Origin of the sequence: Bacteroides sp. Ga6A2, assembly GCF_000702225.1 — a bacterium.
Classification (GTDB): Bacteria; Bacteroidota; Bacteroidia; order Bacteroidales; family Bacteroidaceae; genus Ga6A1.
The window spans coordinates 1-24,950 of the sequence record NZ_JNKX01000036.1; the positions used below are offsets into that span (position 1 = coordinate 1).

30 protein-coding genes and 2 pseudogenes are annotated in these 24,950 nt (G+C 46.3%); 2 read left to right on the forward strand and 30 right to left on the reverse strand.

Annotated elements, in window-relative coordinates:
* Nucleotides 1-358, forward strand: a 358-nt coding sequence (locus T538_RS18920) for a transposase (protein WP_034538987.1), incomplete at its 5' end; no start/stop codon positions are given.
* A 441-nt stretch (nt 359-799) separates the two neighbouring features.
* On the opposite strand, the gene T538_RS0109910 is transcribed toward T538_RS18920, so the two are convergent.
* The 28 genes and pseudogenes from T538_RS0109910 to T538_RS0110045 all read right to left on the reverse strand — a co-directional run bounded on the left by T538_RS0109910 (nt 800) and on the right by T538_RS0110045 (nt 21,289).
* Nucleotides 800-1,603: an SDR family oxidoreductase gene (locus tag T538_RS0109910; RefSeq protein ID WP_031533624.1), complete on the reverse strand. Its 804-nt coding sequence runs from the start codon at nt 1,601-1,603 to the stop codon at nt 800-802.
* 76 nt (nt 1,604-1,679) lie between these two features.
* Nucleotides 1,680-2,180, reverse strand: coding sequence for a GNAT family N-acetyltransferase (locus tag T538_RS0109915; protein WP_031533625.1), 501 nt, complete (start codon nt 2,178-2,180; stop codon nt 1,680-1,682).
* Between the two features lie 101 nt (nt 2,181-2,281).
* On the reverse strand, nt 2,282-4,528 hold the full coding sequence (locus tag T538_RS17755) for an alpha/beta hydrolase-fold protein (protein ID WP_081834940.1): 2,247 nt from the start codon (nt 4,526-4,528) through the stop codon (nt 2,282-2,284).
* 94 nt (nt 4,529-4,622) lie between these two features.
* Complete coding sequence (locus T538_RS0109930) at nt 4,623-5,132, reverse strand: HXXEE domain-containing protein (protein WP_051656012.1); 510 nt, start codon at nt 5,130-5,132, stop codon at nt 4,623-4,625.
* A 2-nt stretch (nt 5,133-5,134) separates the two neighbouring features.
* On the reverse strand, nt 5,135-5,467 hold the full coding sequence (locus tag T538_RS0109935) for a DUF3795 domain-containing protein (protein ID WP_031533627.1): 333 nt from the start codon (nt 5,465-5,467) through the stop codon (nt 5,135-5,137).
* A 20-nt stretch (nt 5,468-5,487) separates the two neighbouring features.
* Nucleotides 5,488-5,982, reverse strand: coding sequence for a GNAT family N-acetyltransferase (locus tag T538_RS0109940; RefSeq protein WP_031533628.1), 495 nt, complete (start codon nt 5,980-5,982; stop codon nt 5,488-5,490).
* Nucleotides 5,983-5,984: 2 nt separating this feature from the next.
* Nucleotides 5,985-6,521 (reverse strand): flavodoxin family protein, encoded by a 537-nt coding sequence (locus tag T538_RS0109945; RefSeq protein WP_031533629.1) that lies wholly within the window; start codon nt 6,519-6,521, stop codon nt 5,985-5,987.
* A gap of 3 nt (nt 6,522-6,524) precedes the next feature.
* Entirely contained in the window at nt 6,525-7,052 is a 528-nt protein-coding gene (locus T538_RS0109950) for a flavodoxin domain-containing protein (RefSeq protein WP_031533630.1), read from the reverse strand.
* Nucleotides 7,053-7,111: 59 nt separating this feature from the next.
* Nucleotides 7,112-7,734 (reverse strand): annotated as a pseudogene (locus T538_RS17175) (CatA-like O-acetyltransferase, family 2).
* Nucleotides 7,735-7,737: 3 nt separating this feature from the next.
* Nucleotides 7,738-8,193: a GNAT family N-acetyltransferase gene (locus tag T538_RS0109960; protein WP_031533631.1), complete on the reverse strand. Its 456-nt coding sequence runs from the start codon at nt 8,191-8,193 to the stop codon at nt 7,738-7,740.
* A gap of 39 nt (nt 8,194-8,232) precedes the next feature.
* The gene (locus T538_RS0109965; protein ID WP_031533632.1) at nt 8,233-8,688 is read right to left on the reverse strand and encodes a GNAT family N-acetyltransferase; all 456 of its coding nucleotides are present in this window, start codon (nt 8,686-8,688) and stop codon (nt 8,233-8,235) included.
* 43 nt (nt 8,689-8,731) lie between these two features.
* Nucleotides 8,732-9,250 (reverse strand): GNAT family N-acetyltransferase, encoded by a 519-nt coding sequence (locus T538_RS0109970; RefSeq protein WP_031533633.1) that lies wholly within the window; start codon nt 9,248-9,250, stop codon nt 8,732-8,734.
* A complete protein-coding gene (locus T538_RS0109975) occupies nt 9,247-9,633 on the reverse strand; it encodes a hypothetical protein (RefSeq protein WP_031533634.1) in 387 nt (128 codons plus the stop codon). The genes T538_RS0109970 and T538_RS0109975 overlap by 4 nt, the downstream gene beginning before the upstream one ends.
* A 21-nt stretch (nt 9,634-9,654) precedes the next feature.
* The gene (locus T538_RS18630) at nt 9,655-10,452 is read right to left on the reverse strand and encodes a GNAT family N-acetyltransferase (RefSeq protein ID WP_197025775.1); all 798 of its coding nucleotides are present in this window, start codon (nt 10,450-10,452) and stop codon (nt 9,655-9,657) included.
* Between the two features lie 38 nt (nt 10,453-10,490).
* Complete coding sequence (locus T538_RS0109985) at nt 10,491-11,018, reverse strand: GNAT family N-acetyltransferase (protein WP_031533635.1); 528 nt, start codon at nt 11,016-11,018, stop codon at nt 10,491-10,493.
* A 1-nt stretch (nt 11,019) separates the two neighbouring features.
* Nucleotides 11,020-11,706: a hypothetical protein gene (locus T538_RS0109990; RefSeq protein ID WP_031533636.1), complete on the reverse strand. Its 687-nt coding sequence runs from the start codon at nt 11,704-11,706 to the stop codon at nt 11,020-11,022.
* A 15-nt stretch (nt 11,707-11,721) separates the two neighbouring features.
* Nucleotides 11,722-12,609, reverse strand: a complete 888-nt coding sequence (locus T538_RS0109995) for an alpha/beta fold hydrolase (RefSeq protein WP_031533637.1) — start codon at nt 12,607-12,609, stop codon at nt 11,722-11,724.
* A gap of 15 nt (nt 12,610-12,624) precedes the next feature.
* Nucleotides 12,625-13,254, reverse strand: coding sequence for a class I SAM-dependent methyltransferase (locus tag T538_RS0110000; protein WP_031533638.1), 630 nt, complete (start codon nt 13,252-13,254; stop codon nt 12,625-12,627).
* Complete coding sequence (locus tag T538_RS0110005; RefSeq protein WP_031533639.1) at nt 13,251-14,258, reverse strand: hypothetical protein; 1,008 nt, start codon at nt 14,256-14,258, stop codon at nt 13,251-13,253. The genes T538_RS0110000 and T538_RS0110005 overlap by 4 nt, the downstream gene beginning before the upstream one ends.
* 94 nt (nt 14,259-14,352) lie before the next feature.
* Nucleotides 14,353-15,855: a S41 family peptidase gene (locus T538_RS0110010; RefSeq protein WP_031541149.1), complete on the reverse strand. Its 1,503-nt coding sequence runs from the start codon at nt 15,853-15,855 to the stop codon at nt 14,353-14,355.
* 126 nt (nt 15,856-15,981) lie between these two features.
* On the reverse strand, nt 15,982-16,413 hold the full coding sequence (locus T538_RS0110015; RefSeq protein WP_031533641.1) for a hypothetical protein: 432 nt from the start codon (nt 16,411-16,413) through the stop codon (nt 15,982-15,984).
* Between the two features lie 76 nt (nt 16,414-16,489).
* The gene (locus T538_RS0110020; protein WP_031533642.1) at nt 16,490-17,608 is read right to left on the reverse strand and encodes a DUF418 domain-containing protein; all 1,119 of its coding nucleotides are present in this window, start codon (nt 17,606-17,608) and stop codon (nt 16,490-16,492) included.
* A gap of 21 nt (nt 17,609-17,629) precedes the next feature.
* On the reverse strand, nt 17,630-18,508 hold the full coding sequence (locus tag T538_RS0110025; protein ID WP_031533643.1) for a PhzF family phenazine biosynthesis protein: 879 nt from the start codon (nt 18,506-18,508) through the stop codon (nt 17,630-17,632).
* A 14-nt stretch (nt 18,509-18,522) separates the two neighbouring features.
* On the reverse strand, nt 18,523-18,873 hold the full coding sequence (locus T538_RS0110030; protein WP_197028319.1) for a DUF3795 domain-containing protein: 351 nt from the start codon (nt 18,871-18,873) through the stop codon (nt 18,523-18,525).
* A 21-nt stretch (nt 18,874-18,894) separates the two neighbouring features.
* Nucleotides 18,895-19,260 (reverse strand): hypothetical protein, encoded by a 366-nt coding sequence (locus T538_RS0110035; protein WP_155993108.1) that lies wholly within the window; start codon nt 19,258-19,260, stop codon nt 18,895-18,897.
* A gap of 7 nt (nt 19,261-19,267) precedes the next feature.
* Nucleotides 19,268-19,687, reverse strand: coding sequence for a pyridoxamine 5'-phosphate oxidase family protein (locus T538_RS18925; RefSeq protein WP_031533646.1), 420 nt, complete (start codon nt 19,685-19,687; stop codon nt 19,268-19,270).
* A 54-nt stretch (nt 19,688-19,741) separates the two neighbouring features.
* Nucleotides 19,742-19,999, reverse strand: a pseudogene (locus T538_RS18930) (zinc ribbon domain-containing protein); the annotation flags it as partial.
* Nucleotides 20,000-20,254: 255 nt separating this feature from the next.
* Complete coding sequence (locus T538_RS0110045) at nt 20,255-21,289, reverse strand: virulence RhuM family protein (RefSeq protein WP_031533647.1); 1,035 nt, start codon at nt 21,287-21,289, stop codon at nt 20,255-20,257.
* 968 nt (nt 21,290-22,257) lie between these two features.
* On the opposite strand from T538_RS0110045, the gene T538_RS0110055 reads away from it, so the two are divergent.
* Nucleotides 22,258-22,722, forward strand: a complete 465-nt coding sequence (locus tag T538_RS0110055) for a hypothetical protein (RefSeq protein WP_155993110.1) — start codon at nt 22,258-22,260, stop codon at nt 22,720-22,722.
* A gap of 581 nt (nt 22,723-23,303) precedes the next feature.
* Here the strand turns inward: T538_RS0110055 and T538_RS0110070 are convergent.
* Entirely contained in the window at nt 23,304-23,876 is a 573-nt protein-coding gene (locus T538_RS0110070) for a flavodoxin family protein (RefSeq protein WP_031533652.1), read from the reverse strand.
* Nucleotides 23,877-23,881: 5 nt separating this feature from the next.
* Nucleotides 23,882-24,946, reverse strand: coding sequence for a linear amide C-N hydrolase (locus T538_RS0110075; RefSeq protein ID WP_051656013.1), 1,065 nt, complete (start codon nt 24,944-24,946; stop codon nt 23,882-23,884).
* Between the last annotated feature and the right edge of the window lie 4 nt (nt 24,947-24,950).

A 24,950-nucleotide genomic window follows, 5' to 3' on the forward strand; every position in this document is an offset into this window, starting at 1 on the left:
AAAGCGTCCGATAGAACCGGAAGCCGTCTTCGGACAGATGAAATACAACATGCAGTACAAGCGCTTCCGTCACTTCGGCAAGGGCAAGGTCACCATGGACTTTGCCTTCTTCGCCATTGCCTTTGACATCAAGAAAATGGCTGCCGTGATGAGAAAACAGGCACAGAACGGTCTCTCAAAGGCTGTTTTTATACCAATATACCGACTATATAACGCAAAATGCGGCTTCGTGGGTGCTTGTGACAGATTTTACATCAAAAAAGCGGCATATAAAGAATCTTTCCACGCCGTGCCTGTAAAAAAACAAATAAGAGGATGTGCCTATTTTGACACACCCTCATTTTATTATAAGCCATAAGCGTATAATTTTTTATTGTGCAGAATCAGCACTTTTCAACTTTGTCCATTGTGAATTGTCAATTATTATCGGCTTACTTCTCCGTATCTTCTCCGAACCTTCCCCGTAGCTACCCCGTTCCTACTCCGTAGCTACCTCGAACCTTGCGGCTTACTTTCCCGTTGCTTCTCTGTTGCTTCTCCGAACCTTCTGGCTTACATCAAAGTATGCATCTTCTTTCTTCCCCCTTGTTACAGCTTTGTTACCTCCTTGCTATCCCGTACCCTGAAAGTTGTTTTTGGGGGTTCTTTTCTGCATAACGATTCGTTGCTTGCATATTGTTGCAGAATTGATTATGCCGGACTTGCGTAACATGATTGCCGTCAGCCTACAAAAAAAGGCCGAACCGACGAATTCCAGTTCAGCCTTTTTGAAAATGAAAATTAGTGATTTGTTTTGCTGTTACCTTGCCATAATCTTGTTTACAATGAACATGTAAAGAGAGCGAGGCAGAATTTTGTGCATAGGCACGATGAATGTTGATTTTCCGATGATATAGCGCAACTTTGGCTTTCGGCTTTCGGCAATCTTGTAGATTGTCTCGCCGATAATCTCCGGTTTAGAGCCTTTGCCGCCGCTTTTCACAAGAAAATCGCGCACCGCCGTGACGTAGCCCTTGTATTCGTTGTCGGGCAAGACGCAGCTCATAGACCTTCCGTAGAAATCGGTGTTGATAACGCCCGGCTCAACAAGCGCAACGTCGATGCCGAAAGGCTTCAACTCGAACTGCAACGCCTCGGTAAAGCCCTCAACGCCCCATTTTGTGGCGTGGTAGAGCGACTGGATTGGAACGGTCATCCGACCTGCGATAGACGACAGATTGACGATTTTTCCGCTTCTCCTCTGCCGCATGTAAGGCAGAACCGCCTTTGTTACGCGGATTAGTCCAACAAGATTGGTGTCAATTTGCCTTACAATATCCTCGTCGGAGAACGACTCGAGTGCGCCGATGGTGTAGAAACCGGCGTTGTTTACAAGCACGTCGATGCTTCCAAAGCGGTCGATGGCTGTCTTTACCGCGCTATCGATGGTCTCGGGCTTGGTTACGTCGAGCGGCAGAACAAGAATGTTGCCGTTCTTTGTCAATTCTGTCTCTTTCTCGGGCGAGCGCATGGTTGCCACAACCTGCCAGCCGCGGCTTGCAAAAATCTGCGCTGTAGACTTGCCAATTCCGGCAGATGCGCCTGTGATGAAAATAGTCTTCATTTCTTGCTGATGTTTATGTTGTTTCTCTGGAAATGCCGATAAAACCGTGCATCTTGCAGAGCAATGATATTGATTGTCAGATTTCTAGCCTCATAACAAAATCGTCCATGAAATAGCCGTGCCCGATGTCAATCTTCTCGGCACGGAGATGCCTGAAGCCAAGACTCTCGTACACGCTGATGGAAGGGTTGTGCTTGTTCACGTTCAGTTCGACGGCGCACAGATTCTCGCGGCGCGCCTCTTCTGCTACAAACGCAATCATCTGACGCGAAAAGCCCTTGCCGCGCTCGTCTTTGTAGAGATAGAGTTTGCTCAGATACATCGCCTTCTGGCGTGGATAGAAAGCCATGAAGCCGACGTTGCGACCGTCGCAGCGCACGAAATAATATCGATAGCCGTTGCCCAGCTGCTCGCCTATTGCCTTGACCGACTGGAACTTGTCTAACATATAGTCGTTCTGCTGCTTGCCAACGATAGGGTCGTAATGCTCGCGCAGAATCTCGGTCGCCATTCGCGACATCTCGGCAATTCTTTCGGCTTCATCGGTGCGGAGCATAGAAAAATCAATCTTTGTCATATCCTTTATTTCATGAATTTGTGAGTGCTTTTTTGAGTGCGGTTTCTTCAGAAAAAAAGAATTGAAAGCCGGGAAACATTCTCCCGACTTCCAATTCTATCTTATTTAAACAACTCTTTTGCGGTGAGTTCGAGGTAATCGCGGCAGTTCATCCAAGTGTGTCCGCCATCGGGATTGTTGAAGGTGTGCTTGATGCCATTGTCGGTGAGGTATTTTTCCAAACCGAGCGATGCCTGAATCAAGAAATCGTCTTTACCTGTGCCGAGGAACATAAATTTGAGTTTTGATTTAAGTACGTCGGGAGTGGCGTAAGTGCCGTTTGAGAAATTGTCTTTAAACTCGTTGCCAAAGATTGCCGGTGCAAATGCGGCTACGTAGTGGAACATATCGGGATTGCCAAGACCTGTTGCCAAAGTCTGACGGCCGCCGAGCGAGAATCCTGCAATGGCGCGGTTGTCGGCATCGGTAAGTACGTTGAAATTCTTTTCGATGTAGGGCACAACGTCTTTGGTGATTTCGGTAACAATCTTTTTGGTGTCCATAGCGTCGTAACGCTCAGCCTTGCCGCGGAGAATAAGTTCGGGGTAGGGGTTGGCGTAGGGCATTACCACAATCATACGTTTTGCAAGTCCCTTGGCAATAAGGTTGTCGAGGATGTTGTTCATCTTGCCCACTTTAAACCAAGTTTCGTAAGTATCTGTCATACCGTGAATTAGGTAAAGCACGGGGAGTTTCTCGTTGCCGTCGGGTTTGTAGCCTTCGGGAGTGTAAACGCACATCGGACGGTCGATTCCAAGGCTGTTGGAATGATAAAAACGGTAAGCCACTTTGCCGTGGGGAACTTTCTGAATGTCCTGCATTCCGGGTTCTTTGGTGCGGATGTCTACGAGACTGCCTTTGAAACCTTCGTTGGGGAAGATGTCAGCGTTGTTGGGGTCGTTGATGCTGGTGCCGTCAACAATAAAGCCGTAGGGGTAGATGTCGGGATGGTCGGTGGCGATGGTGATGCTCCAAACGCCGTCGGCATCTTTGGTCATAGTGTTTTGACCGCCCATAAGTTGGTTGAGGTCGAGTTTTACTTCCTTAGCATTGTCGGCTTTGAGGCGGAATGTTACGCTGCCGTCTTTGTGATATTCGGGCGAAATCACAGGTTTGGGAAACATTCTTGCCATTACGCCAGGGGTGAACTGTTGGTCTTTTTTAGCCTCGGGAAGTGTTACCTTCATATTTGCGCCCTTGTAGGGGTTGGCTTGGAAAAGACGGGGAAGCGATTCCTCTAAGAAATAACGTGCGTTCATCCAAGTGTGACCGTGTTTGTCGGATGTTATCACCTTCATATTCTTGATGTTGTGTTTGTCTAACTCTACCATAAAGTCGCGAGCGTTGCCGTAGAGAAAATCGTCGCTGCCAACGCCAAGCCAGAAGAGTTTTATCTTAGAGTTGAGCGATTTGGCGTCGTCTAACTGACCGGGGCGCAACTGTGTAAACGAACTGTAAGAGCAGAGGTGCGAAAATTTGTCCAAATTGTTGAGACCAATGCTGAGAGCCTGATTGCCGCCGCGAGAGAATCCTCCGATAGCACGGTTGGCAGCGTTGTTGATGGTGCGGTAGTTTTTCTCAACGTAGGGCATAAGGAAATCGAGAAAATCCTTGCCAAACATATCAAACTGCATAGCGGGTGTATCTCCCTGACCTGCAATACGGTTGGGGTTGCCGTAGGGGAGGACGATAATCATCTCCTTAGCCTTGCCCTGAGCAATGAGGTTGTCGAGAATAAGGTTCATTTTGCCTACCTTGAAATATACCTCTTCGGTGTCGGTGGTGCCGCTGATGAGGTACATTACGGGGTAACTTGCGCCTTTGCCGTTGTAGTATGTGGGGGGAACGTAAACAATGGCGTTGCAGAATGTGTTGGCTGCGTCAGACCAATAAGTTACGTACTCTACGCTACCGTGGGGAACGTTTTTGAGGGCGTGGGGCAGGTTGAAATCGCCACGCATATCCAAAAGACTGTTTTTGAAACCCTCGTTGGGAAACCATTCGGCGTTAACGGGGTCCATAACCTGCATTCCGTCAACGATAAAGCAGTAAGGATAGATGTCGGGAGTGGTAGGTCCGAGAGTGATAGACCACACGCCTTTGTCGTCTTTTTTCATTTCGTGGCGACCGGCAAACTGAACGTCTACCTCCACCTTTTGTGCGGTTTTGTTTAAATAATTGAAAGTTACTGAGTTGTCTTTGTTGACAACCGGCGACTGCACCTGCGGAACGCCGGGCTGAGCTACTGTGCTGCCAGTAATAAAGAATGCTGTTACAAGCATGGCTAATTGGAACATTAGTCTTTTCATTGTATTAAGTATTAAAAATTAGTATTTTTTGAAAAATATGCGACAAAAATATAAATTTTATTTGTTAAAACAAAACTCCAATCTCAAAGCGGTATCAATTATTTTTTTGTGGTTTCATAAAATGATGAATGATTAACAAGTTTGTTGCAAGAAAGACGATTCCGACGGCTGCTCCGGTTATTGCCGATGCGCCCGTTTCCATGCCCAGCCACGACCTGTAAATGATGTACGCGCTTGGCGGAAGGCTGATGAGGCTCGTAATGAGGGCCGGCACATATCCTCTGACAACTACCGCCTGAACCAGATGCACCATCAGATGCACCGCAAACCCGATGAATGCGCCGAGCCACACCCCGTCGAAGAACGGAATGTCGGTGGCATCTGCCAGCAAACAGATTATGATAAAGACTATCAGTTCCTCGTAAACGGCGGCGGCAAACCTTGCGGTCGAAATATCTCTTAAAGGCTCAAGAAGCTTCCTTGCCATCGGAATTCGGGCAACAACGTCGTCGTAATGCCCGGATAGCCATTTCCTCATGCCTATAATCTCTTCCATGTCGTGAAACATGAAGATTGTAGGTAGCAGCCAGATGTATCTTTCCATTTTTATCCTTCCAGATTGTGGATTATCTCGTGGTCGTTGTCGGTAATCATAGCCAGTTTCTCGCACGTCCGCATCTGGCTGCAACTGCCGCACGTCTCGAAGTTCTTCTCCTTTGCGCACCTTCGGATAGGGCACATCGAGCCGCAGAAAGGCGTTTTTACGCCCTCAATCCGGCAACCGGTGCAGTTAATCATCTCGGGCAGGATTTCGGCATTGTTCAGCTTAGACCAATGCTTGGCAACCTTCTCGCGCAGCTTGTCGTCGTTGTTTATGGTGGCAAGTCGCGCCTCGCATTTCTCGCAGTCCAAACCGCAGTATGCAATATATGTCTTCATTATTACTCTACTTTTAGAAATCAGATTTTCTTTTCTCTCAGTTCGAATCTGCCTTTGCGCCAGTCGGCATATCCAGTAACGGTATATCCGGCTTTGTCGTAAAGTTTTCGCGAATACGGATTCTGGGTAAAGCAGTCGAGGCGGATAGAATCGTATCCGTTTGACTTGCTAAGATTTTCGATATAGACGAGTGCTCGTGCGGCAACGCCTTGGTGCTGGAACGACGGCGCAACGCAGAGCCGGTGTATCACGTTGAAGCGCGAGTCGGGATAGAGCCATCTGCCGTTCTTGTACTCATCGTCACATTCCTCGCAAAGCACAAAGCATACGGCAATCCTGCCGTCCTCAATGCCGACGAACATACGGTCTGCGGCAATATCCTCGGCAATAATCTGCCTGTCGGGATAGACCTCGTCCCATTGGTTGATGCCGTCCTTCTCCATAGCGATAATCGCATCGGAATAAACGGCGAAGACATCGTCGGTCTGTTCTTCTGTAGCCTTGATATATTTCATAATTATAGCGATTTTCCCAGTTCGTAAGCCTCGTTCAGGGCATTGGTATTTTTGATGTCGCCCTTGTCCTTTGCGCCTCGCACAAAGACGTGCCCTGCATCTTCTATTTTGAAAAAGTTGAGGCACAGACGATATTGCGCCACTATGCCGTCGAACAGTTCGGGCAGCGACGCTGCTCCGACAAGCAGAAGCGCGGCTTTGGTGATGCCGAACGTATCGCGCAGCGGATTGTGGCAGCGGTCTATCACGGCTTTCAGTTGTGCGCTGATGCCGTAAAAGTACACGGGCGAGGCTATTACAAGCATATCGGCTTGTTTCATCTTCTGATAGATTGCTGTCATGTCGTCAACCTGAACGCAAGTGTTGTTGGCGGTTCTGAAACAGGCGTTGCAGCCCTTGCACGGGGCAACCTTGTAGTCGTGAACCGAAACAGTTTCTACCTTATGACCTTTTTCCGTTGCTCCTTTGGCAAATGATTCTGCCAGCAAGTCTGTATTTCCGCCTTTCCGCGGACTTCCTGATAAAACTATGATGTTCATTTTCTATTCTTTGATAATGTCGAGTATCGTCTGTAAATTGTTAAAATCAACAAAGTCTGCGCGCTTGCCGTAGGTTTCGAGCACGGCCTTTGCGGTAGCGTCGAGTTGTTCCGATGGCGTTTTCGAAGCCTTGCTGTGAATCATCCGCATAAGCAGACGGTAGAACAGTCCAAGCCGGCTGTAGTCTATTGCTCCGCGAAGATGAAAGAGGCGGCTCTCGTTGTAGAAATGTGCCGGAATTTGCGATTTTATAGTGTTTCGGATATTGCCGATGTTGGTTGCGTCGGCGGTGTCGGTAAGCCCAACGCTGACGACTATCAGTTCCTGCTTCTCCGTCATTTTCTTTACCGATGATTTCAGCCCCAGAACGCTCCCGGCATAGATTGCGCCGATGTAGATAACCCGGTCGAACGAGCCTATGTTTTTTGCGGCAGAGTGTGCCACCGCCTCAAATCCAGTCAGTTCTGCCAACCGTTCGGCATATCGTTTTGCCGAACCGTATCGGCTGCCGTAAATTATTATTTGTCTCATTTGTCTATTTTATTTTCTCCGTCGAAATCCAAACATGACCGCCTTGGATGGAATGTACTCTAAAAGGCGCAACCATTAATCTCCTCTTGCAGTCGCTCCAAAAATTTCGCCGCCTGTCCGCCGTCCATCTGAACGTGGTGGAATTGGAACGATACGGGTAATGTGGTCTTAAACAAGCGTTTGCGATATTTGCCCCACATCACCATCGGGTTTGCGAACTTGTCGGTGTATTGGTTTACTATGCAGTCGAGTTCGGTAGCCACCATTGCCGACGTTCCGATTATCATATAATCTTCGAGGAAAGAACTTTTGGATTCGGTTGCGGTTTTGATGTAAGTAATTGATAATCATTGTTAAACTGTTGCAAGTCAGCCGTAAATGGAATGTCGCACGAATTGATGCCGCCGTTATTGTTATTAACGATAACATTAATGGCAAGAGCGTCGTATCTGAAGATTTTTCCGCCTTCGGGAAGCATATAAAACTCCTCAACACTTGTTGCTGCCTTGCCGATGCAATAGCACATCAGCATATTGAATTTGATTCCGTGCTTTTGGGAGAGTCTTGCCAAGCGGCTGACATCCAACGTCTTGACCAATGTTACCATCGGCATCGGCGAGGTCATCCACAATTCAAACGCGGCGGCGCGTGAGGTGGCGCATGGGTCTATTTCGGCTTTCATAAATTATATCACTTTAACTATTGCCATCCGCATTGTTGCCACGCCGTCTTTAAAGTCAGTCTGATTAAAGCCGATGCGTTGGTATAGGGCGTATGCAACAGGCATCACTTCAGGACGCGTTGTGAGCATAACTTCTTTGTATCCAAGCGAATCGGCACATTTAAACATCGCCTTCAACATCTTACGCGCATAGCCTTTGCCCCGATGTTCGGGTTTTATGAACAGGCGTTTGACTTCTGTTGTGTCGTCGTCCACTTTTTTGAGAGCAATGGTTGCAATCGGAGTGCCGTCCTCAAAGCCCACGAGAATCGCCCCGCCCTTGTAAAACTCAGCCAAGTCTGCCAATTCTTTCTCAAAAGAAACAAAGCATCCTTCCGCACCCTTAATTTGCGAATACTCAACAAAAAGGGTTTTGATGATGTCGTAATCGGTTGAGATTGTTACTTCAAAATTTTTCATTGTTACGTCAATTATTCGTTGTCTGTCGTGCTGCCGCTTCTACAGTATTATTTTCTCCATCGAAATCCATGTATGACCGTTGGAGAGCGTGTCGGTCTTGAAGATGCTGAAGCCCTCGCGCTTGTAAAATGCGATGGTCTTTTCTGTCTCGCCCGAAGTGCCCAGCCATGCGCGCTTGTGTGGCATAACCGACTGAATCTCGCGCAGAAGAATCTTGCCGTAGCCTTTCTTCTGAAATTCGGGCAGCACCATCAGCCGCCCTATGTAGAGCGAGCCGTTGTCTGCCTTGCCTCGCACCGAGCCGATAATCCGCCCGTCGTCGGCAACCATTTTCAGAACTGTGCTGTTCGGAAAATCGGCATAAGCCTGTTCTATGGTCTCTGTAACCGTGGGAGCGTCGCTCCAGTCCAACTCTTTGCAGACTGGGCAGAACGCTCTGTATTGTAGTTCGAGAATCTCGGGAACATCCCGAAGCGTTGCTCTTTCAATCTTCATTCTTTTCTGTTTTTTCGTCGCTACCGCAGAAATCCAGCCGTTCTCAGTTTCTTTCTCCGATAGTCTTTTCCATCCAAACCATGCCGAACCAGCGGTCGAACTTCTTTTTGCATCCGCGGAACGTGCCTATTTTGGTAAAGCCCAGATGTTCGTGAAACCTCTCGCTGTTGTGCGTTAAGAATTCGTCGTCGTCGCCGTCGGGAACGGAAATGCATGAGTACAGATTTATGATTCCCATTTGCTTCAGCTCTTTTTCGAGAGCCTCGTAGAGAAGGCGGCCGTATCCGTGCTTCCGAGCCGACTTGTCGAGATAGATAGACAGCTCGGCATCATATTTGAACGCTTCGCGCCAATGAAAAGGGTTTGCGTAGGCATAGCCAAGTATTCTGCCGTCTTCTTCGATGCAAAAGTAAGGAAATTTTTGCGTTGTGCTCTCAATTCTCCGCTCAAATTCTTCTACGGTCGGAACTTCGTATTCTGCCGAGATGAGCGTATTCTTAACGTAGTACGAATAAATTTCTATCAGTCGTGGCGCATCGGCTTTTGTAACTGCTCTAATCATAAGCTGTCTTTTGAAAGTTCCAATACCTCATTGTACGACTTGCCCCTTACGACGCGGAAATTTTTCAGAATCTCGTTAGTCCACAAGTCAATCTCGCCCTCGATGTCCGAAACCTCGGGCAGAATGAAGCCCCACACCTTGCAGCCTGCCTTTTTCAGTTCGGGCAGAAAGAATCCGAAGCCCCATTCAACATCTTCCTTCGTGTCTTCGAAGCCGTTTCGGGCGTCGACAATGAAGATGCTGTCTTTGTGCTCGCGCAGCATCTGGAGCGATGCTGTAACCGGCTTTCGGTAGTCGTCGTAGTGCGCCTCTTTCTTCCAAACGTGAAAGACCACGTTGTCCTTTTCGATATATTCGATTTTTGCAAATTCGCTTTCAAACATGAATCTTATGTTTTGTGTTGATTAAACTTCGAGAATCATCTCGAATTCCTTCCATTCCTCGCCGTCTATTGTGTAAGAATCCTCGCCGATGATGCTAAAACCTACCGCTTTGTAGCACTCTACCGCCGATATATTGTTGCAGAAAACGCCGAGCGAGATTCGCTTTGCGCCAAGTTCGTTACGCGCATGGTCTATGGCAAGCCTGAGCATCTTGCTGCCGTAGCCCTTGCCGCGTTTAGAGTCGTCGATGATGACGAATCCGAGGCGGATAAGCGAATTATCGTCGGTAGGATAGCGCATCATGATGAAGCCCACAACCTCGTTGTCTGCCATCGCCACCAACGGAATTTTTCTGTCGTCGTCGAACTGCGCCGTCAGTTCGCCCGGCTCTGCTGGAAAATCGCCGAAGCGGTCGGCACTCCAAAGTCTGAACGCGCGTTTGTCCTTGTTCCAGCTCATAATCTTCGCCGCATCAGAAGGCATGAAAGGGCGCAGGCACATCTCGGCTGATGGTACAACGGTAATGCCAATCATCTTTGTTATGCCGTCGGAACTGTTCCAAACCGAGTGCGGAATCTTGCCTTCTACAAGAAAAGCCTCGTCTTTCTTGACAATTATTTCCTTGTCGCCGAGAAGAATTTTCGCCTCGCCCTCGATAACGATAAAGAGATGGTTGTGGCTGTGTGTGTGAGGCTCGGCAGGACCGCCGCCGTCGAGGTCGATATAGGCAATCGCTCCGTCTGCTATGCGTCCCATCTCGCCAAAAAGCCTTTTAGCCCTGAAGTTTATGTGGTTGGGCGGTGTTATAAAATCGTTCATAATTAATAATCTTTAATGATATCTTCGAAGTTCTTTGTTTATAGTTCCCGATTATATTCAAAGAAGAAGAAATCGGTCCACCCCGTGTTTTCGGCAAAGAGATGCTGTTTGTCGCGATATTCAAAGCCGAGGTTTTTGTATATCTTATGCGCTGGAGTATTCGATGCAAGAGCATCGAGACGGATGCCTTTCATTCCGTTTGTTTTGGCAAGTCTGATGCTTTCGCTAATCATCATCGTTCCGATGCCTTTACCTTGATAATCTGGACTCACGGCGAGGATATGGATAACAGCAACCTCGTTGTCTTTCAGCGATTGTAGCCATTCGATAGGGTGATAATCATCGCCTTGATACATTGTAACAGCCATTGCGCCAACAATTTGTCCGCTCTCTTTGTAGAGATACATCGCCCCTTCTTCGATATAAGCCCTTATGCCTTGCTCTGTTGGGTGCTGTTTTTTTTTCCAGCGTGCATAGATAGCCATGTCGGGAGTGCGGTTTATAACATCGTTGTAAAATGCCATAATTGGCTCAAAATCAGTTGTGTTTGCTTGTGTAATGTTCATGTTACTTAAATCTTTTGTTTTCAATATTGTTGAAATCTCGGTCGAAGCACCAGAATACGGCTCTTTCGGCAACGTCGAAAACCATCGAGACGCGTGTTGGGAACTCGGTTTGCGCCACGGCTTCGAGAACCGCGAAGCAGTCTGCCACGCCAAAATCGTCCTTCGCCGTTCTGAGCATTTCCTCTGCCTTCTGAAATCTGTCCTTGCCCATCCACGGATGCTGCGGAGGATTTTTCTGAAGAGGCGAGAAGTTAGTCATTATCTTGTATTCCGGTTTCTGATAATACTCGAAGCCTTGTCCGGGAACGATGTGCAGCACGTTGCCGTCGCTATCTGAGAGTGCTGACATGAACGTCAGTCCGGGAACGCTGCAAACCTTGTTGTTTTGTACAAAATCGTGAACCTCGCGGAACGTCTTCTTCATCAGCAGAAGGTCGATATCCAGCATTATGATGTTTGTTTCGTTGCCTACTGGATTGCTCCTTTCGTCGGGAGGCCAGCAGGTAGGCATCCCAACAAAGTCGCCTCGGCGGTTAGCTCCAAATAGGGGCATCCAGCCAACCTTCTGGTTGTCTACCTCGATGAAGACGCCATCATCGGTGGGGCGGACTCTGATTTCTGAATCCCTTATGTCGAGATTCCATCCCACGATGGTCTTTTTCTTGTTTACTACTATGCTTGTGCACATTTTTTGTTCGTTGTTTTATTTTGTGAATTCTTTGAGTTTGCTGTTAAGCATCTCGGCCTGCTCCATGTGTATGAAGTGTCCGCAGTCGGTCAGCTCGGTATAGTCGAGGACAGGGTAGAGCTTCTGCATCTTAGCCTTGTTGTCGGGGTCGAGACCGCTGTTCTGTGTGCAGATGACCATCGTCTTTATCTCCAGCGGATTCTGATTCCACCATTTGCGCTCTACCAGATTGCGCATGGTGCTCGATGCCACATACTGAGGCGTTTTTGGCATCGTGCTCAAGGCATAGTCGTTAACCTCTTTCGGCGTATTCTTGCCGGCAAGCGATGTCACGAAGCCCTCGATAACCTTTCCGCAGTCGGCCCCGTCGAAGGCATGTCCAAACTGGTTTACAGCCTCTACATATTCATCTGTCTCCGTTCCGTCGTAGAAGCAGTAAACGCCGTCTATATCAACAAGTCTGCCGTTTCTGCCGCCTTCCAGAAAGACTTGTCTGCAAACGGGCGTGCCAAGACTGTGACCGACAAGGGTTACGGATTTTATTCCGTTGTCGTCGAGAACCTTGCCGACGGCCTTGGCAAAGAAACCGAGCGTGTATTCAACGTGCGGCTTGCTGCTCTCGCCATAGCCCGGAAGGTCGATGAATACGAGTTGCAGGTCGGGTTCATTGCGCAGAGCCTCGAACTGCTTTTCCCATGTGTTAAGGTCGCATCCGAAGCCGTGAACAAAGCATATTGTCTGTCGCGAATTGCCGTTCTTTTCGCAGTTCCATGCCTTGTAATGAATCTTTATGCTGTCGTCTATTGTCGTAAATTCCGATTTTACGTCGCTTAGCCTCTCGGCTTTTGTGCAACTAAAAAGTGTGATGCTCAGCAGGAGCGAGTAGAATAAAAGTCTGTTCATTTTTTTGTTGATTTTTTAGTTAGTTGATTTTGCGAAGTCTATTCGCAGTAGTTTCTTGCCGTTTGGAAGACTGCTTGCCGATTTGGATATGCAGACGTAGCCGATTTTGTTCATCTCGCCCTCAAGTTCTGTTTCTTCCATCTGATGATGAATCTCGTCGAGCCTGTCGAACGCGTGCAGGTAAGGCGATTCAGAAACCCACTTCTCCGCCTCGCCGTTTATCTGAATTACGCACGAAACGTATCTTGCGCCAACCTGAGTAACAGCCTCGGCAAAAGCCTTATAGCCAATATATTCTATAAGCAGATTGGCAATTACAAGTTCGGCTTTTGGAAGTCTGCCGGCCTCGCTGGTAAGGTCGAGACACATCAGCCTTAGCACGTTTCCGAGCATCGGGTAGCGTTCGCGAATCTTTTCGAGATAGCCCTCGTTTATGTCAATTCCGTAAACCGCCTTGTTTTTTTCCGTTCTGATGTGTTCAAGACCATTTCCGCCGGCAATGCCGAGAATCATCGCCGTTTCAGCCTGATAGTCTTCAAACTGAGCCTTCATTATGGCATTCATAGTCTGCAACTGGTTCACCGAGTCGAGGCTCATGTGATTCTCGTAGTCGTCGAGACTTATCTCTTCCCACGGATTTTTCATTTTTTAGAGTCTTTTAGTGCGAGATACTTCATTATTCCCTTCCTGTATAGTTCTGCCGGATTCTTGATTCCCTTGGCAGAAAGTTCGTCGTATATCTTGCAGAATGTCTGCACGTCGGCCTCGCCAAACGATTTGAAGTCGGCCATCTCCTTACCGTTAATCTTGTTGTTAAACCAGCACGCAAGACTCTCGAACGCGCCCCACGGCACGAAGGTTAAGTCGCTCGTTGTGTTTAGTTTGCTTGTGTATTCTCTCATCTCCTTTATAATAGGGTCGATGCTTTCCTGCATCAGAAAGATGCCGAATTCGTGGCTGAACATAGCCAGTTGATAGTCGAGCGGCTGATTATAGTAGACCGAGTTTGTGTTCTCGTTCAGGTTGTTGTACGACGGACCGTTTTTTCCGGCGCGGAAAAGCAGCCAATGATAGTCGCCATATTTCCATTTGTAGCCCGTTGCGGCTTCCCAGTCCTTAACGAACGAGTTTTTCTGAAGCAGTTTGTTAAGCAGATTCTTCCGCTCTTCCATGTCCTTTTTTGCCTGCGGATATACTTCCTTCAGATAGCGGTCGTAGTTATTAACAAAAACCTTTGCAATAGCGTTCGGAATTGTCATGTTCTGTCCCGGAATCTGTTCTTCTGCCATCTTGCGGTATCTGTCTATCATGTCCTGAAGGGCTTTTGAGTCTGAAAACGTCTCGCCTCCAACCGCAAAGAAGAACATTCTGGCAAACATACCGCCCTCGCCGCGGCCGAATGACAGAAGACTGCTGTATTTTCTGAGCGTGTCAAGGTCGGCTTTCGCAACCGTGCCGATGTATTTTGCCGAATATTCCTCGTCCTTGAATCCCAACCCGGCAAGAGTGTAGAGATGAGTAACGTAGTTGATTTCGGGGCGAGTCTCTGCCACAATCTTTATGTTGCCGTGCTGCTTGTGTGCGTTGTGTGCCGATGCTGTTAATATTGTTATGGCAAATGCCACAAGAGTTAGAATTGATTTTTTCATAAAGCCTTATCTTCAGAACTTTTTGCAAAAGTACGATGCCGTGAGGCAATATCCAAGAATCTGGGATATTCTGCACTTTTTTGTGATGAGCTGACTATTTTTTCAGCAGATAAAGCAGCTCGGCATCTCTGTTGAAGTCGAACTTGCGATAGTCGTCGTACGAAAGTTCGATGTCGGGCGTAAATACTCGTGCCCGTTTGTCGCCGTCGGGATAGCAACGCTGAATTGAGTTTGAAACCGAACATTGCTGCCTCGAGTTTGGCAGACTGAACAGCGTACATTCCATATATGTGTTTGGTGCTTGTCCCGATGGCACGCCCACAATCTTTGCGCCCATCTTGTGCATCATGTAGGCAAGATGAAATGCCGCGCTGAAAGTCCATTGGTCTGTCACCACGAAAATCTCCTTCGGCGTGTATACAGGCTTGCCTTTCAGTTCCTTCAGGATATTCTTGTTGGTGCACATAAAATTGTCTATGTTGTCAATTCCCGTCGGCTCGTCGAAGAAGTCGCCAATGCCGAGCGATGTTCCGTTTGCTTTGTTAAACTGCTCGATGGTTGTATTGTTCTTCTTCAGATATTCTTCCGAAATCTTTACCGAGAAGTTCATGCCCATGTCGGTTTTCAAGAAACGCTCGCCGTAGAGCTGGTAGAGGGCGGCATACATTATCATCGTCCAGCCACCGCCGTTGCCGCGAAGGTCTATGATGAGGCGTTTGCTCTTTGCCGCCTTCATCTGGCGCAGCATCTTGTCAAAAGCCTCTGCCACAATTACTTCCGAATCCTTGTAGTTGGGAATGTCGGCACTTGTAATTGAGTTGATGCACATAACCATCGTCTGCCTCTTGTCGTCGGCAAATCGAAACTCGAAGTTCTTCTTCGGAAAACGGCTGTCTTGCGGCGATTTTACGAACTTCTTCCACACATCGCCGTTGGGGTAGAAGGGCACATAGACCAGAGTGTCGCCACCGTTGGACAATCTGAACCTCATCCCGAGCGAATCCCGAACGAATCCCGGAAGAATCTGTCGTATGCTGTTGTTGTGGCATAGCGAGTTGCATGCCTTGCCCAGCAGTCCGTAGCGGTTTTCTGTAACGTGAATCTTGTCGAGCCTTTCGAGAAGCGTTTCAAGCGGAGTGCCCTCAATCTCTTGCAGTCTTGCGCCTTTCAGAAACGAGAATTGCGGAAGCCAGCCGTCTACCACGAATCCGTCGCGGATAACCTTCAGGTTTAGCGGAATCCAAGCGTTTGCCGCCTTCTTTGGCATCTCCGGATAGCCCATGTTTGTGTGTCCGTCGTGAAGGACTGAAAGCAGTTTCGTAACCTCGAACTGCATATTGTTAAGCGTTAGCGAATCTTCTGCCGCCAGTTTTTCTCTCAGTTGTCCAACGGCTTTACTAAACTCAGTTTTTCCGCCAAACGCATCGTATGGATTAGGGTGAATTTCCTCGAACTTGCCGAAAAAATAATCGTAGTCGTTTAGTAGTTCAGCCTTGCTTAAGGCCTTGCCTTTCTGCTGATTGTCGGTATTGGCAGCCGATGCCCCCAAGAGTGCAAAGACACATGCCGTAAAGGTTAGAATGATGATTCTTTTCATTTTCGATTTAGATTTTAGTCATAATGCAAAAGAAGGCAAAATATCCCGTTTTTGCAAACATCTGGGATATTTTGCCTTTGGTTTGTGATAAACGGTCGATATTGAAGAGTTTTTTAAACCTGAGGTTTATTCGTAAGGCATTATGCAGGCTGGTTTCCCTAACGAATCTGTCATAAACGCAACTGTTCCGGGACCGCAATCTCCATTTGAATGGTTTTCAATTCTATACTTTCTGTTTGGGCTGAAAGGGATTTTTGTAAATAGATTGTCATGCCAATCTGTAATGATATAATTTGTATCAACAGATGTTAATGAAATCTTCTTTGCAGCCTCGTGCCCTTCTTTTAGTTCAATGTGATAAATATCTTCCAAACTGTCGCCATAAAGATACAGACGGTATAGTTCTCTGCCTTCTTTGTGGGTAACAGTTGCCGATTTTACATCAAAATCAATTCCATTGCCGTGCGAATACATAAACACAAACAAGAAAAAGGGAAGTAGTGGAATCGACAACGCTACAATAATCATTGACAAAAGTACGAATACAGTTTTTTTCATCTTATTGACTGAGTTAATGTCGCAAAGATAATGAAAAATAATCATTTTGTCAAGTCTGGAGTCGTTTCCTATTTTCCTATTTCAGCCACGTCAGCCGTCGCCACAGACTCTCGAACGGACCGCGCTGGTGCGTTCTGAACCTGAGTCGGCAGAAGGCATATTGCGCCACAACCATCAGCAAGCCGATTAGGGCCGCGTAGGTTATTCCAACCTTGTTGTAGAACGAGAGTCCGAATCCGCAGAAGATGAGGCTTCCGAATGCCGATTGCAGCAGATAGTTGGTAAGGCTCATCCTTCCGAAGATGCAGAGATGCTGCAACGCGCCGCGAACGCTGCCAAACGCGTACCACGCCGAAATAACAGCCGATGTTATCATAAGCAGAATCAGCAGATTGTAGGTTGGGGCGAGCCACATATCCAGTCTGCCAAAGTCGGCAAGGCTCAGAGCCGTCACCGCCACCGCCGAGCAGACCAGAACGACGTGCCATACATGCAGATTGCGTCCTTCGTTGTAGAAAAGCCTCTGTCGCCCCAACTGCATCCCGAGCACGAAAAGGCAGAGAATCTGCGACATACGTCCGCACCAAACAAAATACTTTATGTTGAACTCAAGTCCGTAGCGCAGGTTGCACAACGAGTTCTCGACAAATGTTCCGTGCTGATGGGCTTCGCCAATGCGCCCGGCCAGCGCCCACAGACTGTCGGTATCGAGATTCCAGCCCGTTATCAGACGGAAAATCTCTATTGGCTGAACAGCCAGAAACGCTATTATGCACCACACGGCTGGCGACGGCAGGTAACTTATTGGAATTATGAACATTCCCAAAATTGCATAGACCATAAGAATGTCGCCGTCGTAGAGCGCCATGTTTACCGCGCCGAACATCAGCAAAAGGCACATTCGCCACGCAAATCTGCCTGCAAACGAGCGGCCTTTCTGCTGCTGGTTGTCGTTCATTATAAAGAAACTCAGTCCGAAGAGCATGGCAAAGATGCCGTACATCTTGCCCGACAGAAGCCATGCCATTATTCTGCCAACAGACTCGTCGCAGCCAAGCGTAAAGGCTACAGGTTCGTTGGTAAAGATGTTGAAATGCTCAACCGAGTGGTAAAGAATAATGCCTGCCACGGCTATTCCGCGCAGGGCATCGGCCACATCTATGCGCGTGTTTTGAATGTTTTGTGTTTGATACATAATGTCCGTTCTGTTAGGTGTTTAGACAAGATAGTCGCCCTTTATTATAACCGTAGATTTTCCGCCGAAGAGTACCTTCCCGTCTGTTATTTTCAGTTTTACCGAGTTGAAGATGCGGTCGTTTCCGCCTTGCTCAATGGTTATTGGCGAGCCGTCCCAGAGCTTCTCGCCAAGCAGATAGTTGGCAAACGCGCTGTTGCCCGAGCCTGTTGCCGGGTCTTCGAGATAGCCGAACTTAGGGGCGAAGACGCGTGTGTGGGCAAAGTTCTCTTCTGAAGCCGTCTCTTTCGAGAAGATGAGAATGATGTCGATGTCGTTTTCAAGGCAGAAAGCCTTAAGTTCCTGCTCGTTTGGGAAGACTGAAACCTCGGTGTCGAAATCGGAGATAGGCACGATGAGCGTGCGCAATCCGGCATCGATTATGCGCATAGGAAGTGCCTCGGATATTGAGCCGTGGGGCAGGTGCATAACCTTTTCGATGTTCTCGGCAGAGAACGTCATTGGGTACTCAACGGCTTCGGGCGCGGTTATGTAAACGGCGTCTTCGTCATCTATCGCGTTGAAAACGCTTACGATGCCCTTGCGGTTGGTCTCGGCAGTAACCACGGCTTTCTGTCGCAGTTCGGCGTTGTCCTTAATTATGGAGTACATGGTGGCAATGGTGCCGTGTCCGCAGAAATCAACCTCGCACTCCGATGAGTAGTAGGTTAGTTTGCAGTCGGCAACATCCGATTTTCCGCAGAATACCATCTCCATAACGAATCCTTTGTGCTCCTTGGCTATTGCCTGCATCTGCTGTGGCGACAGGGCGTCTTTGCCCGTAAACACGCATGCCGCCGGATTTCCGAGCGACTCGCCAACCGTAAAGGCGTTGCTTTTTAGATAACTGTACTTTTTCATTTGCTTTTCTTATTTCATTCTCTATGGTGTATTGCTTTTATTCTCTTCAGATTATCTTTTGCCTCTTCATTATTACCAATCTCAGCGGCAAGTTTTGCACAGGAATCCATTTCGGCACATTCTGCGCAAGACTCATAGCCCTTCATGGTAACACACGGCTTGATTTCGCACATCTGACTACAGAAGAAATACTTTACACCATTACTTCGGCATCCCGTACAGTTGATTTTATCAGGTGTAATGATATCTGTATGAAATATCTCACACCATTTACGAGAAACCTCTTCACGCATTTTGTCATCATCTCTAACAGTGGCTATGCGAGCCTCACATTTCTCGCAGTTAATGCCACAATATCCAATCATTTTATCCATATTCTGTTTATTTTATTTATGAGTTGCTGAAAAAATTGCAATAAGCAAACAGCCAACCAATATAAGCACCAACCACGCAAATGGATTATGGGGCATGAAGGCAACTGCGGATATGCCATCAACGCACAGAGCACCATATATCAGCAGAAATGGCCTGCGTAAATACGGATGTTCTTTGACTTTGCTATGAAGCATTGCCACAAGCGAGCCGCACACTATCAGCAGCATGCCACACATCAGACTCATATAAGTCATGGCCTGCTGCTTGGCCGGACTTAGCACCTCCTGTCCGCCGTTGATGAGCGGTGTAAAAGTAGCAACGATATGGATGACGCCCATTGTCGCAATCGCCATCGCAATAAAACGAACAAATCTCATTTTACGATTACTCAATTACGAAGCTCCTTGGATAGAAATCGCTGTAGAAACGACCGTCGGTGGCGGTAAACTTCAGCACGCAGTAGTTGGGATCGGTCACACCACCGGGGTAGTATTGCTCATCGCCCTCGCACCAAATCATCTCTTTCGAAGCGGCATCAGTCAGAACCTCCATCGTGCCTCGCAACATAATACCCTTAAAACCTTCTGCATCGCAGAAATAGATGCTTGCCTTGGGGGTGTCCTTGTATTGAACCACGCGTATTGAGAACGTGTTGGTAGTAAAGTAGAAGGTCTTGATGCCCTCACGCTTGCGTGGTTTCAGCATGGCTTTGGTCCAGGGAAAACCTTCGCGGTCTACTGATGAGATGTAAGCGATGGGTTGTTTATCGGCCATCTGGGCAACGAGTTCCTTTACACCTCTCAATGCAGGATTTTCAATAGTCTTGTCTCTAAGTGTCAATTCCTTGCGCCAGCGTTTCAGTTGGGGGAAATACGTTTTCATCTGGCCGATATACTCCTCTTTGGTGATGGGATTCTCCAAGTTTTTGTTGACAGCACCTATAAACTGGGCGCAATGCTCTATCATCTCGTCCATGGTGTAGTCCTGCAAGAATTTTCCATCCTTGTAGCAATACATACAATAGTCTTCATTCTTACTGCCGTCGGCATTTGTGCCGAGAACGTCTTCGGTTAGCGGCATACCGCAACTCTGACAGAATTTAATTTCTTTTTTCATCTTGTTTTATTTTAATGATTTGATGCTGCAAAATTACACTATGTTGCCTGAATAGTTGAATATTTGGGATATTCTGTCGTGATTTGTGACGAGTGACGAGATTATAACGATGATAGTCCGCATCTGGCAAAAGAATTTTCCAGATGCGGACTACTTTTTTATTCTTATTCTTATCTCAATGCTCTAGTTTTTTATTGACTTGAAGTTATGTGCCAGCCCTTGCGGTTGGCAAAAAAATAGGAGGTCTTGGATATTTCAGTCTTTTGGATCTTCATCAAAAGGAAGAGCATCCATATATCTGTCAAAATCGCTTTGGAATAGGCGGTCTTGTATAATACGATACTTTTCAAATTCTGTTTCAGCATGTTCTTTTGCTTGTTCGGCAGTAACTTGTCCTGCCGTTTGTAGAACCTCGTTGCCACCAGATGCGAGAATAGTGTCAATCCGTTTAGCCCAATCTTCCATTGTCATTGGAATATGACGTTTTGTCATTCTTTCAGCCAATTCAAGCACACCATTCACCAACTGTCCCATGTCGGCAAGTTCTGCCTCTTTAAGATAGTTTTTGGCTATAACCACGTCGGTCTTTACAATTTTACCTTCTGGTGCATTCTCCCATGAGGTAAGTCCCATATGTTCTTGCTCAGCATCAGCTCGCTCTACAATCAATTCAGCTGCTGTTCGACCGTGAACTGCATAGTGCATCTTATTCTGCATCATCTTGAAGAATGATCGGGTGGTCGGTGCATCCCGATTATAGTCAACGGCTGTAGCATAGATATCTGTCAGTTTCTGATAGAATCGTCGTTCGGAAAGACGAATCTCCCGTATCTCGGCTAAGAGATGTTCAAAATAATCTTCGCCAAGGAACGAGCCGTTCTCCATTCTCTTCTTATCCAAAACATATCCACGTATAGCGAATTCTCGCAATACGCTCGTTGCCCATTGACGGAACTGAGTAGCACGAATACTATTCACACGATAGCCTACGCTAATAACGGCATCAAGATTGTAGAACACAGTTTCGCGTTTAACCTGCCGATTACCTTCCATTCGAACTATTTCCATTTTGGAAACAGTTCGCTCTTCTGTGAGTTCACCCTGCTCATAAATATTTTTAAGATGTTTGCTAATAGCAGGTATGTTCACATCAAAAAGTGTCCCCATTGCCTTTTGCGTACACCACACAGTTTTATCTTTGTAGAACACTTCTATACCTTGTTCCTTTCCCTCTATCTGAAATATTAGGAACTCAGCTGTGCTATTTCGTATTTCTTTACGTTCTGCCATGATTTTTCCTTGAATTATGGTTTTAAATAATACAGACAAACATCATCAATGAACTTCGAAACAACATACGCTTGTGCATCAAAAGTATTTGCATCATTGAATTCTTTATAGAATTTGTCTTTTGCATCAAAATAATAAATATTATCCACTAAATATGTTTTTTCTGCATATTTAGAAGAGAATTTTTTGTTATTCCCTTTAATTCCACAACACAATAAATTTAACGATCCATATAAAATTTTGAGCAACGATTTGTTGCTCAGGTGTTTGCCATGTCTAAAATCACTTAACTTAGTGTTGCGAAATAAAGCAAATGAATTTCATCAATGGCATGGCAAATATAAGCAAAAAATCAGCGAAACTCACTCCTTTTGGCGGAATATTTTCAATAATGGAGCATTTTGATGCCAAACTGTCATCTGTAATTGACTCTACGCTTGGTATATGATGCAGTATCTATGGCTATCAATATAGCGAAACTGCCAATAATTGCAAAAATCCGTAACTTTGTTTTTGGTAATTTGGGGCATTTTTTTGAAACAAACTCGTTTTTCAGTAGGATGGATATAAATAGCAATATTATCAACTTGTATGTAATTTTATGTTGTCACAAGTCTGTATTTTTTTAATTGCATCACTATTGTTACTATTGATATAAATCAAGTAATGAGCGCATTTTTACATTTAATTACAAAAAAATATTTGCTGTTTTTTATTTTTTTGATTTCTTTTGCAAAGAGAAAAACAATAGGAAACTGACCTTGGCAGTTATATATCAAGGAGCAATACCTGAAGCTTATAGATGGTACATAATTAACTATAAAATTCTAATTTGAGCGTGGAGATTCCTCCTTTAGCTTTAACATTAGGCGGATTGTCACTTGTATGCACTTTTGTTTCAGCCGTCTATGATAGAAGTGATAATAATAGTGTTATTTGGTCTTACTAATATAGTTACAAATTATAAAATGGAAAGTTTACTATTTCGGTTCAGTCATCGGATGTTTGGCATTGTTGTATATTGGAATTATAGAATGATAGAAAGGTATAACAAAAAACTTCTTGAACATATTGATATGATTTCTCATTCAATTTATGATAAAATAGAAATGGCTATAATTCACCCATTGATTTGGACATTTGGTGCGTTGTGTTTTTTATATGTAAATATAACTGGGAATCATATTAAAAATCGAGTTATGTTAGTTTTATCTGCATTCTTAGTATTATATATTATAGCTCGTTTTTTTATAAGGAAATTGAAAAAAATATGTTTTGTTGAGAAAGAAATAGAACTTTACCAAACGCTATCTGATTCAAAAAAGAAAAGACTAGCTCAAAAAGGATTGTTTTTGATTGTTATACCTAACATTGCTTTACCAATTATAGTTGTAGCCATTCTATACATTTTGCAGGAAACATTATGGAGGTAGTTTTAGCATAAAGCTAACATAAACTTATAAGATTATATTCAAAACTTTTTTACAGGCAAAGGCGTAATAGCCTTTACCTGTAAGAATGTTGTGTGCTTCGAGCCAGAATTCCGCAGAACTAATGAAATACTCTAATTTTCAACTCCCGAATTGCAATTGCAAATTTCTTCAATATACGCTTCGTCGAAATTTCCCCCTTGCTACCATCTTGCTATCCTCTTGCTACTCCCTTGCTATCGGCTTACTTCAATTCCTCCTGTCAATCGAATTCAGAATTTTCAACTTTCCTATCACCTAATTTGGCTATATCTAACATATACCCAACATATACCCAACATATAGCCTACATATACCTTGCATATACCTTGCATATATCTTCCCTATACCTTGGCACTATTTTGTATTTACCAAAGGGATATTTTGTATCAAATTTGTTCATTATGAGTTTCGTACTCAGAATTTTCAATATTCTCTTATTTTTCATTTTTGCAAAAATGCCAGCCAGATGCAGAATGAAAAAAAACAACCCAAACTCTGCGTCGCGCAGAATCTGGGTTTCTATGAGAATCTTTTTATGATGGTTATTTAAGCCTTCTCACGGCTTTTCTACTTCTATTCTTGTCTTTTTCTGTCATTTCGGAGTGTTTTGCCGTGCCGCCGCGCTCGATGGTTGCAACAATATTGAAGCCGCTGTATCGGGCTATCTCGCGCATTGCGCGTATTGCGCCGCGCGACTGCGCAAACCAGATGTTAAAAGGCCACGGCGTTGTGCAGGTGCTTACAAGAATGCACTTCTTGCCCTTCATCAGCGGCTCGGGAAAGCGCGGAGTGTCGCGCATCAGGCCGTACACAAGGCGGTCGAACAGCAGTTTCATCTTGCCGGGAATGTTGCCCCAGTAGCACGGCGCGCCCATTATTATGGCATCTGCCGCCTGCATCATTCTGAGCACGCGTTGCGAATCGTCCTCGGGCAGCACGCATCGCTCTTTTGAGCGGCATGCCATGCAGCCTGTGCAGGGCCTCACGTTAAGGTCGTTGGTGAAGACCGTTTCAACCTTGTCGCCGTTTTTCTCGGCTTCGTTGCGCATAATGCCGAGCATCTGCGAGATGAGTCCTTTCTTGCGCGGACTGCCGTTGATAATCAGAATATTCATCTTCGTTATTTCTTTCTTTTTAGACTGAACGTGAACGGTTTGTCGAAATGACGGCGCGAATAGTATGTTACCGACGGATTGGTTAGGTTCATCACCATTGTCCAAGCCGTGCCAAGGAATCCTTCGCGCTCGGGCTGCGATGCCGATTCTATTGCCTCGGTAAGCTGATTGACGCTCATTACGCCGCCAGCCTGTTCGAAACGCTTGCAAAGACGGTCGTAGCGGTCGTCGCCTTCCTTCAGACCCACATTCAGATTCTCCTTGCAGAGATAGTGGTTGGCAACCGCCGGAGTCTCGGTTACAACCATTTTGTTGTTTACATATTCAACAACCACGCTTCTGCCCGAGGCATCTGCCATGGCATAATGATGCCCGAAGCCAATGTCGGAGTGCATGTCTATGCCTTCGAGAAGTTTCAGAGCCTCGTCTACGTTGGCTGCTTTGTTAAGCATGTAGCGCAGGGCAACGGTGGTGGTCATGTCGGGCTTGTCGGTGTTCTGATGTGCCTGAACGCTGTCGCCTGTAACAAGGTCGGCAATGGCAAGTCCCTTCTCGTTTATGCCGTCGAGGGCGCAGAACAGTCCTGCCAGCGCCATATACTGGTTTCTGAATCCTTCGGGCTTGTAGCCGTCGCCAAATTCATAAAACTCCATGTTGAAGGTCGTTATCGTTTCGTATCCATGCTCGGGAATGGTGTGGATAATCATGCCCAGAGCCGACGGATAGTCGAAGTTACGCCCCATCAGCACGTTGCCGTCGGAAGTTCGGGCGGCGAGGGTTGAACAGCCGTAGTCGGTCTTCTTTGTCTTTATTTCGGACTTGTAGTAGCCTTGCGAAAGAAAGTTGATTATGTAACTTGTAAGTTCGCCCGAAGTCTTTGCGCCGCCTTGCTCAACCAGTCCGTCAAAGCCGTCGTCGCCGGTGTATTCCATGTAGTACAGACCGTCGTCGAGTTTTTCTACCGACATTGCTCCCTTTATCAGCGAGCCGAACTTCAGCCACACCATCAATGCCGCAACCAAGGCGAGGCAGAGAGTGCCGCACAATGCAATCTTTAATGTTTTTTTCATGTTT

Bases quoted from the DNA above. Each gene is read 5' to 3' on its own strand.
- T538_RS0109910 (WP_031533624.1), bottom strand. From the start codon at position 1,603: ATGAAGACTATTTTCATCACAGGCGCATCTGCCGGAATTGGCAAGTCT.
- T538_RS0109915 (WP_031533625.1), bottom strand. From the start codon at position 2,180: ATGACAAAGATTGATTTTTCTATGCTCCGCACCGATGAAGCCGAAAGA.
- T538_RS17755 (WP_081834940.1), bottom strand. From the start codon at position 4,528: ATGAAAAGACTAATGTTCCAATTAGCCATGCTTGTAACAGCATTCTTT.
- T538_RS0109930 (WP_051656012.1), bottom strand. From the start codon at position 5,132: ATGGAAAGATACATCTGGCTGCTACCTACAATCTTCATGTTTCACGAC.
- T538_RS0109935 (WP_031533627.1), bottom strand. From the start codon at position 5,467: ATGAAGACATATATTGCATACTGCGGTTTGGACTGCGAGAAATGCGAG.
- T538_RS0109940 (WP_031533628.1), bottom strand. From the start codon at position 5,982: ATGAAATATATCAAGGCTACAGAAGAACAGACCGACGATGTCTTCGCC.
- T538_RS0109945 (WP_031533629.1), bottom strand. From the start codon at position 6,521: ATGAACATCATAGTTTTATCAGGAAGTCCGCGGAAAGGCGGAAATACA.
- T538_RS0109950 (WP_031533630.1), bottom strand. From the start codon at position 7,052: ATGAGACAAATAATAATTTACGGCAGCCGATACGGTTCGGCAAAACGA.
- T538_RS0109960 (WP_031533631.1), bottom strand. From the start codon at position 8,193: ATGAAAAATTTTGAAGTAACAATCTCAACCGATTACGACATCATCAAA.
- T538_RS0109965 (WP_031533632.1), bottom strand. From the start codon at position 8,688: ATGAAGATTGAAAGAGCAACGCTTCGGGATGTTCCCGAGATTCTCGAA.
- T538_RS0109970 (WP_031533633.1), bottom strand. From the start codon at position 9,250: ATGATTAGAGCAGTTACAAAAGCCGATGCGCCACGACTGATAGAAATT.
- T538_RS0109975 (WP_031533634.1), bottom strand. From the start codon at position 9,633: ATGTTTGAAAGCGAATTTGCAAAAATCGAATATATCGAAAAGGACAAC.
- T538_RS18630 (WP_197025775.1), bottom strand. From the start codon at position 10,452: ATGAACGATTTTATAACACCGCCCAACCACATAAACTTCAGGGCTAAA.
- T538_RS0109985 (WP_031533635.1), bottom strand. From the start codon at position 11,018: ATGAACATTACACAAGCAAACACAACTGATTTTGAGCCAATTATGGCA.
- T538_RS0109990 (WP_031533636.1), bottom strand. From the start codon at position 11,706: ATGTGCACAAGCATAGTAGTAAACAAGAAAAAGACCATCGTGGGATGG.
- T538_RS0109995 (WP_031533637.1), bottom strand. From the start codon at position 12,609: ATGAACAGACTTTTATTCTACTCGCTCCTGCTGAGCATCACACTTTTT.
- T538_RS0110000 (WP_031533638.1), bottom strand. From the start codon at position 13,254: ATGAAAAATCCGTGGGAAGAGATAAGTCTCGACGACTACGAGAATCAC.
- T538_RS0110005 (WP_031533639.1), bottom strand. From the start codon at position 14,258: ATGAAAAAATCAATTCTAACTCTTGTGGCATTTGCCATAACAATATTA.
- T538_RS0110010 (WP_031541149.1), bottom strand. From the start codon at position 15,855: ATGAAAAGAATCATCATTCTAACCTTTACGGCATGTGTCTTTGCACTC.
- T538_RS0110015 (WP_031533641.1), bottom strand. From the start codon at position 16,413: ATGAAAAAAACTGTATTCGTACTTTTGTCAATGATTATTGTAGCGTTG.
- T538_RS0110020 (WP_031533642.1), bottom strand. From the start codon at position 17,608: ATGTATCAAACACAAAACATTCAAAACACGCGCATAGATGTGGCCGAT.
- T538_RS0110025 (WP_031533643.1), bottom strand. From the start codon at position 18,508: ATGAAAAAGTACAGTTATCTAAAAAGCAACGCCTTTACGGTTGGCGAG.
- T538_RS0110030 (WP_197028319.1), bottom strand. From the start codon at position 18,873: ATGATTGGATATTGTGGCATTAACTGCGAGAAATGTGAGGCTCGCATA.
- T538_RS0110035 (WP_155993108.1), bottom strand. From the start codon at position 19,260: ATGAGATTTGTTCGTTTTATTGCGATGGCGATTGCGACAATGGGCGTC.
- T538_RS0110045 (WP_031533647.1), bottom strand. From the start codon at position 21,289: ATGGCAGAACGTAAAGAAATACGAAATAGCACAGCTGAGTTCCTAATA.
- T538_RS0110055 (WP_155993110.1), top strand. From the start codon at position 22,258: ATGGAAAGTTTACTATTTCGGTTCAGTCATCGGATGTTTGGCATTGTT.
- T538_RS0110070 (WP_031533652.1), bottom strand. From the start codon at position 23,876: ATGAATATTCTGATTATCAACGGCAGTCCGCGCAAGAAAGGACTCATC.
- T538_RS0110075 (WP_051656013.1), bottom strand. From the start codon at position 24,946: ATGAAAAAAACATTAAAGATTGCATTGTGCGGCACTCTCTGCCTCGCC.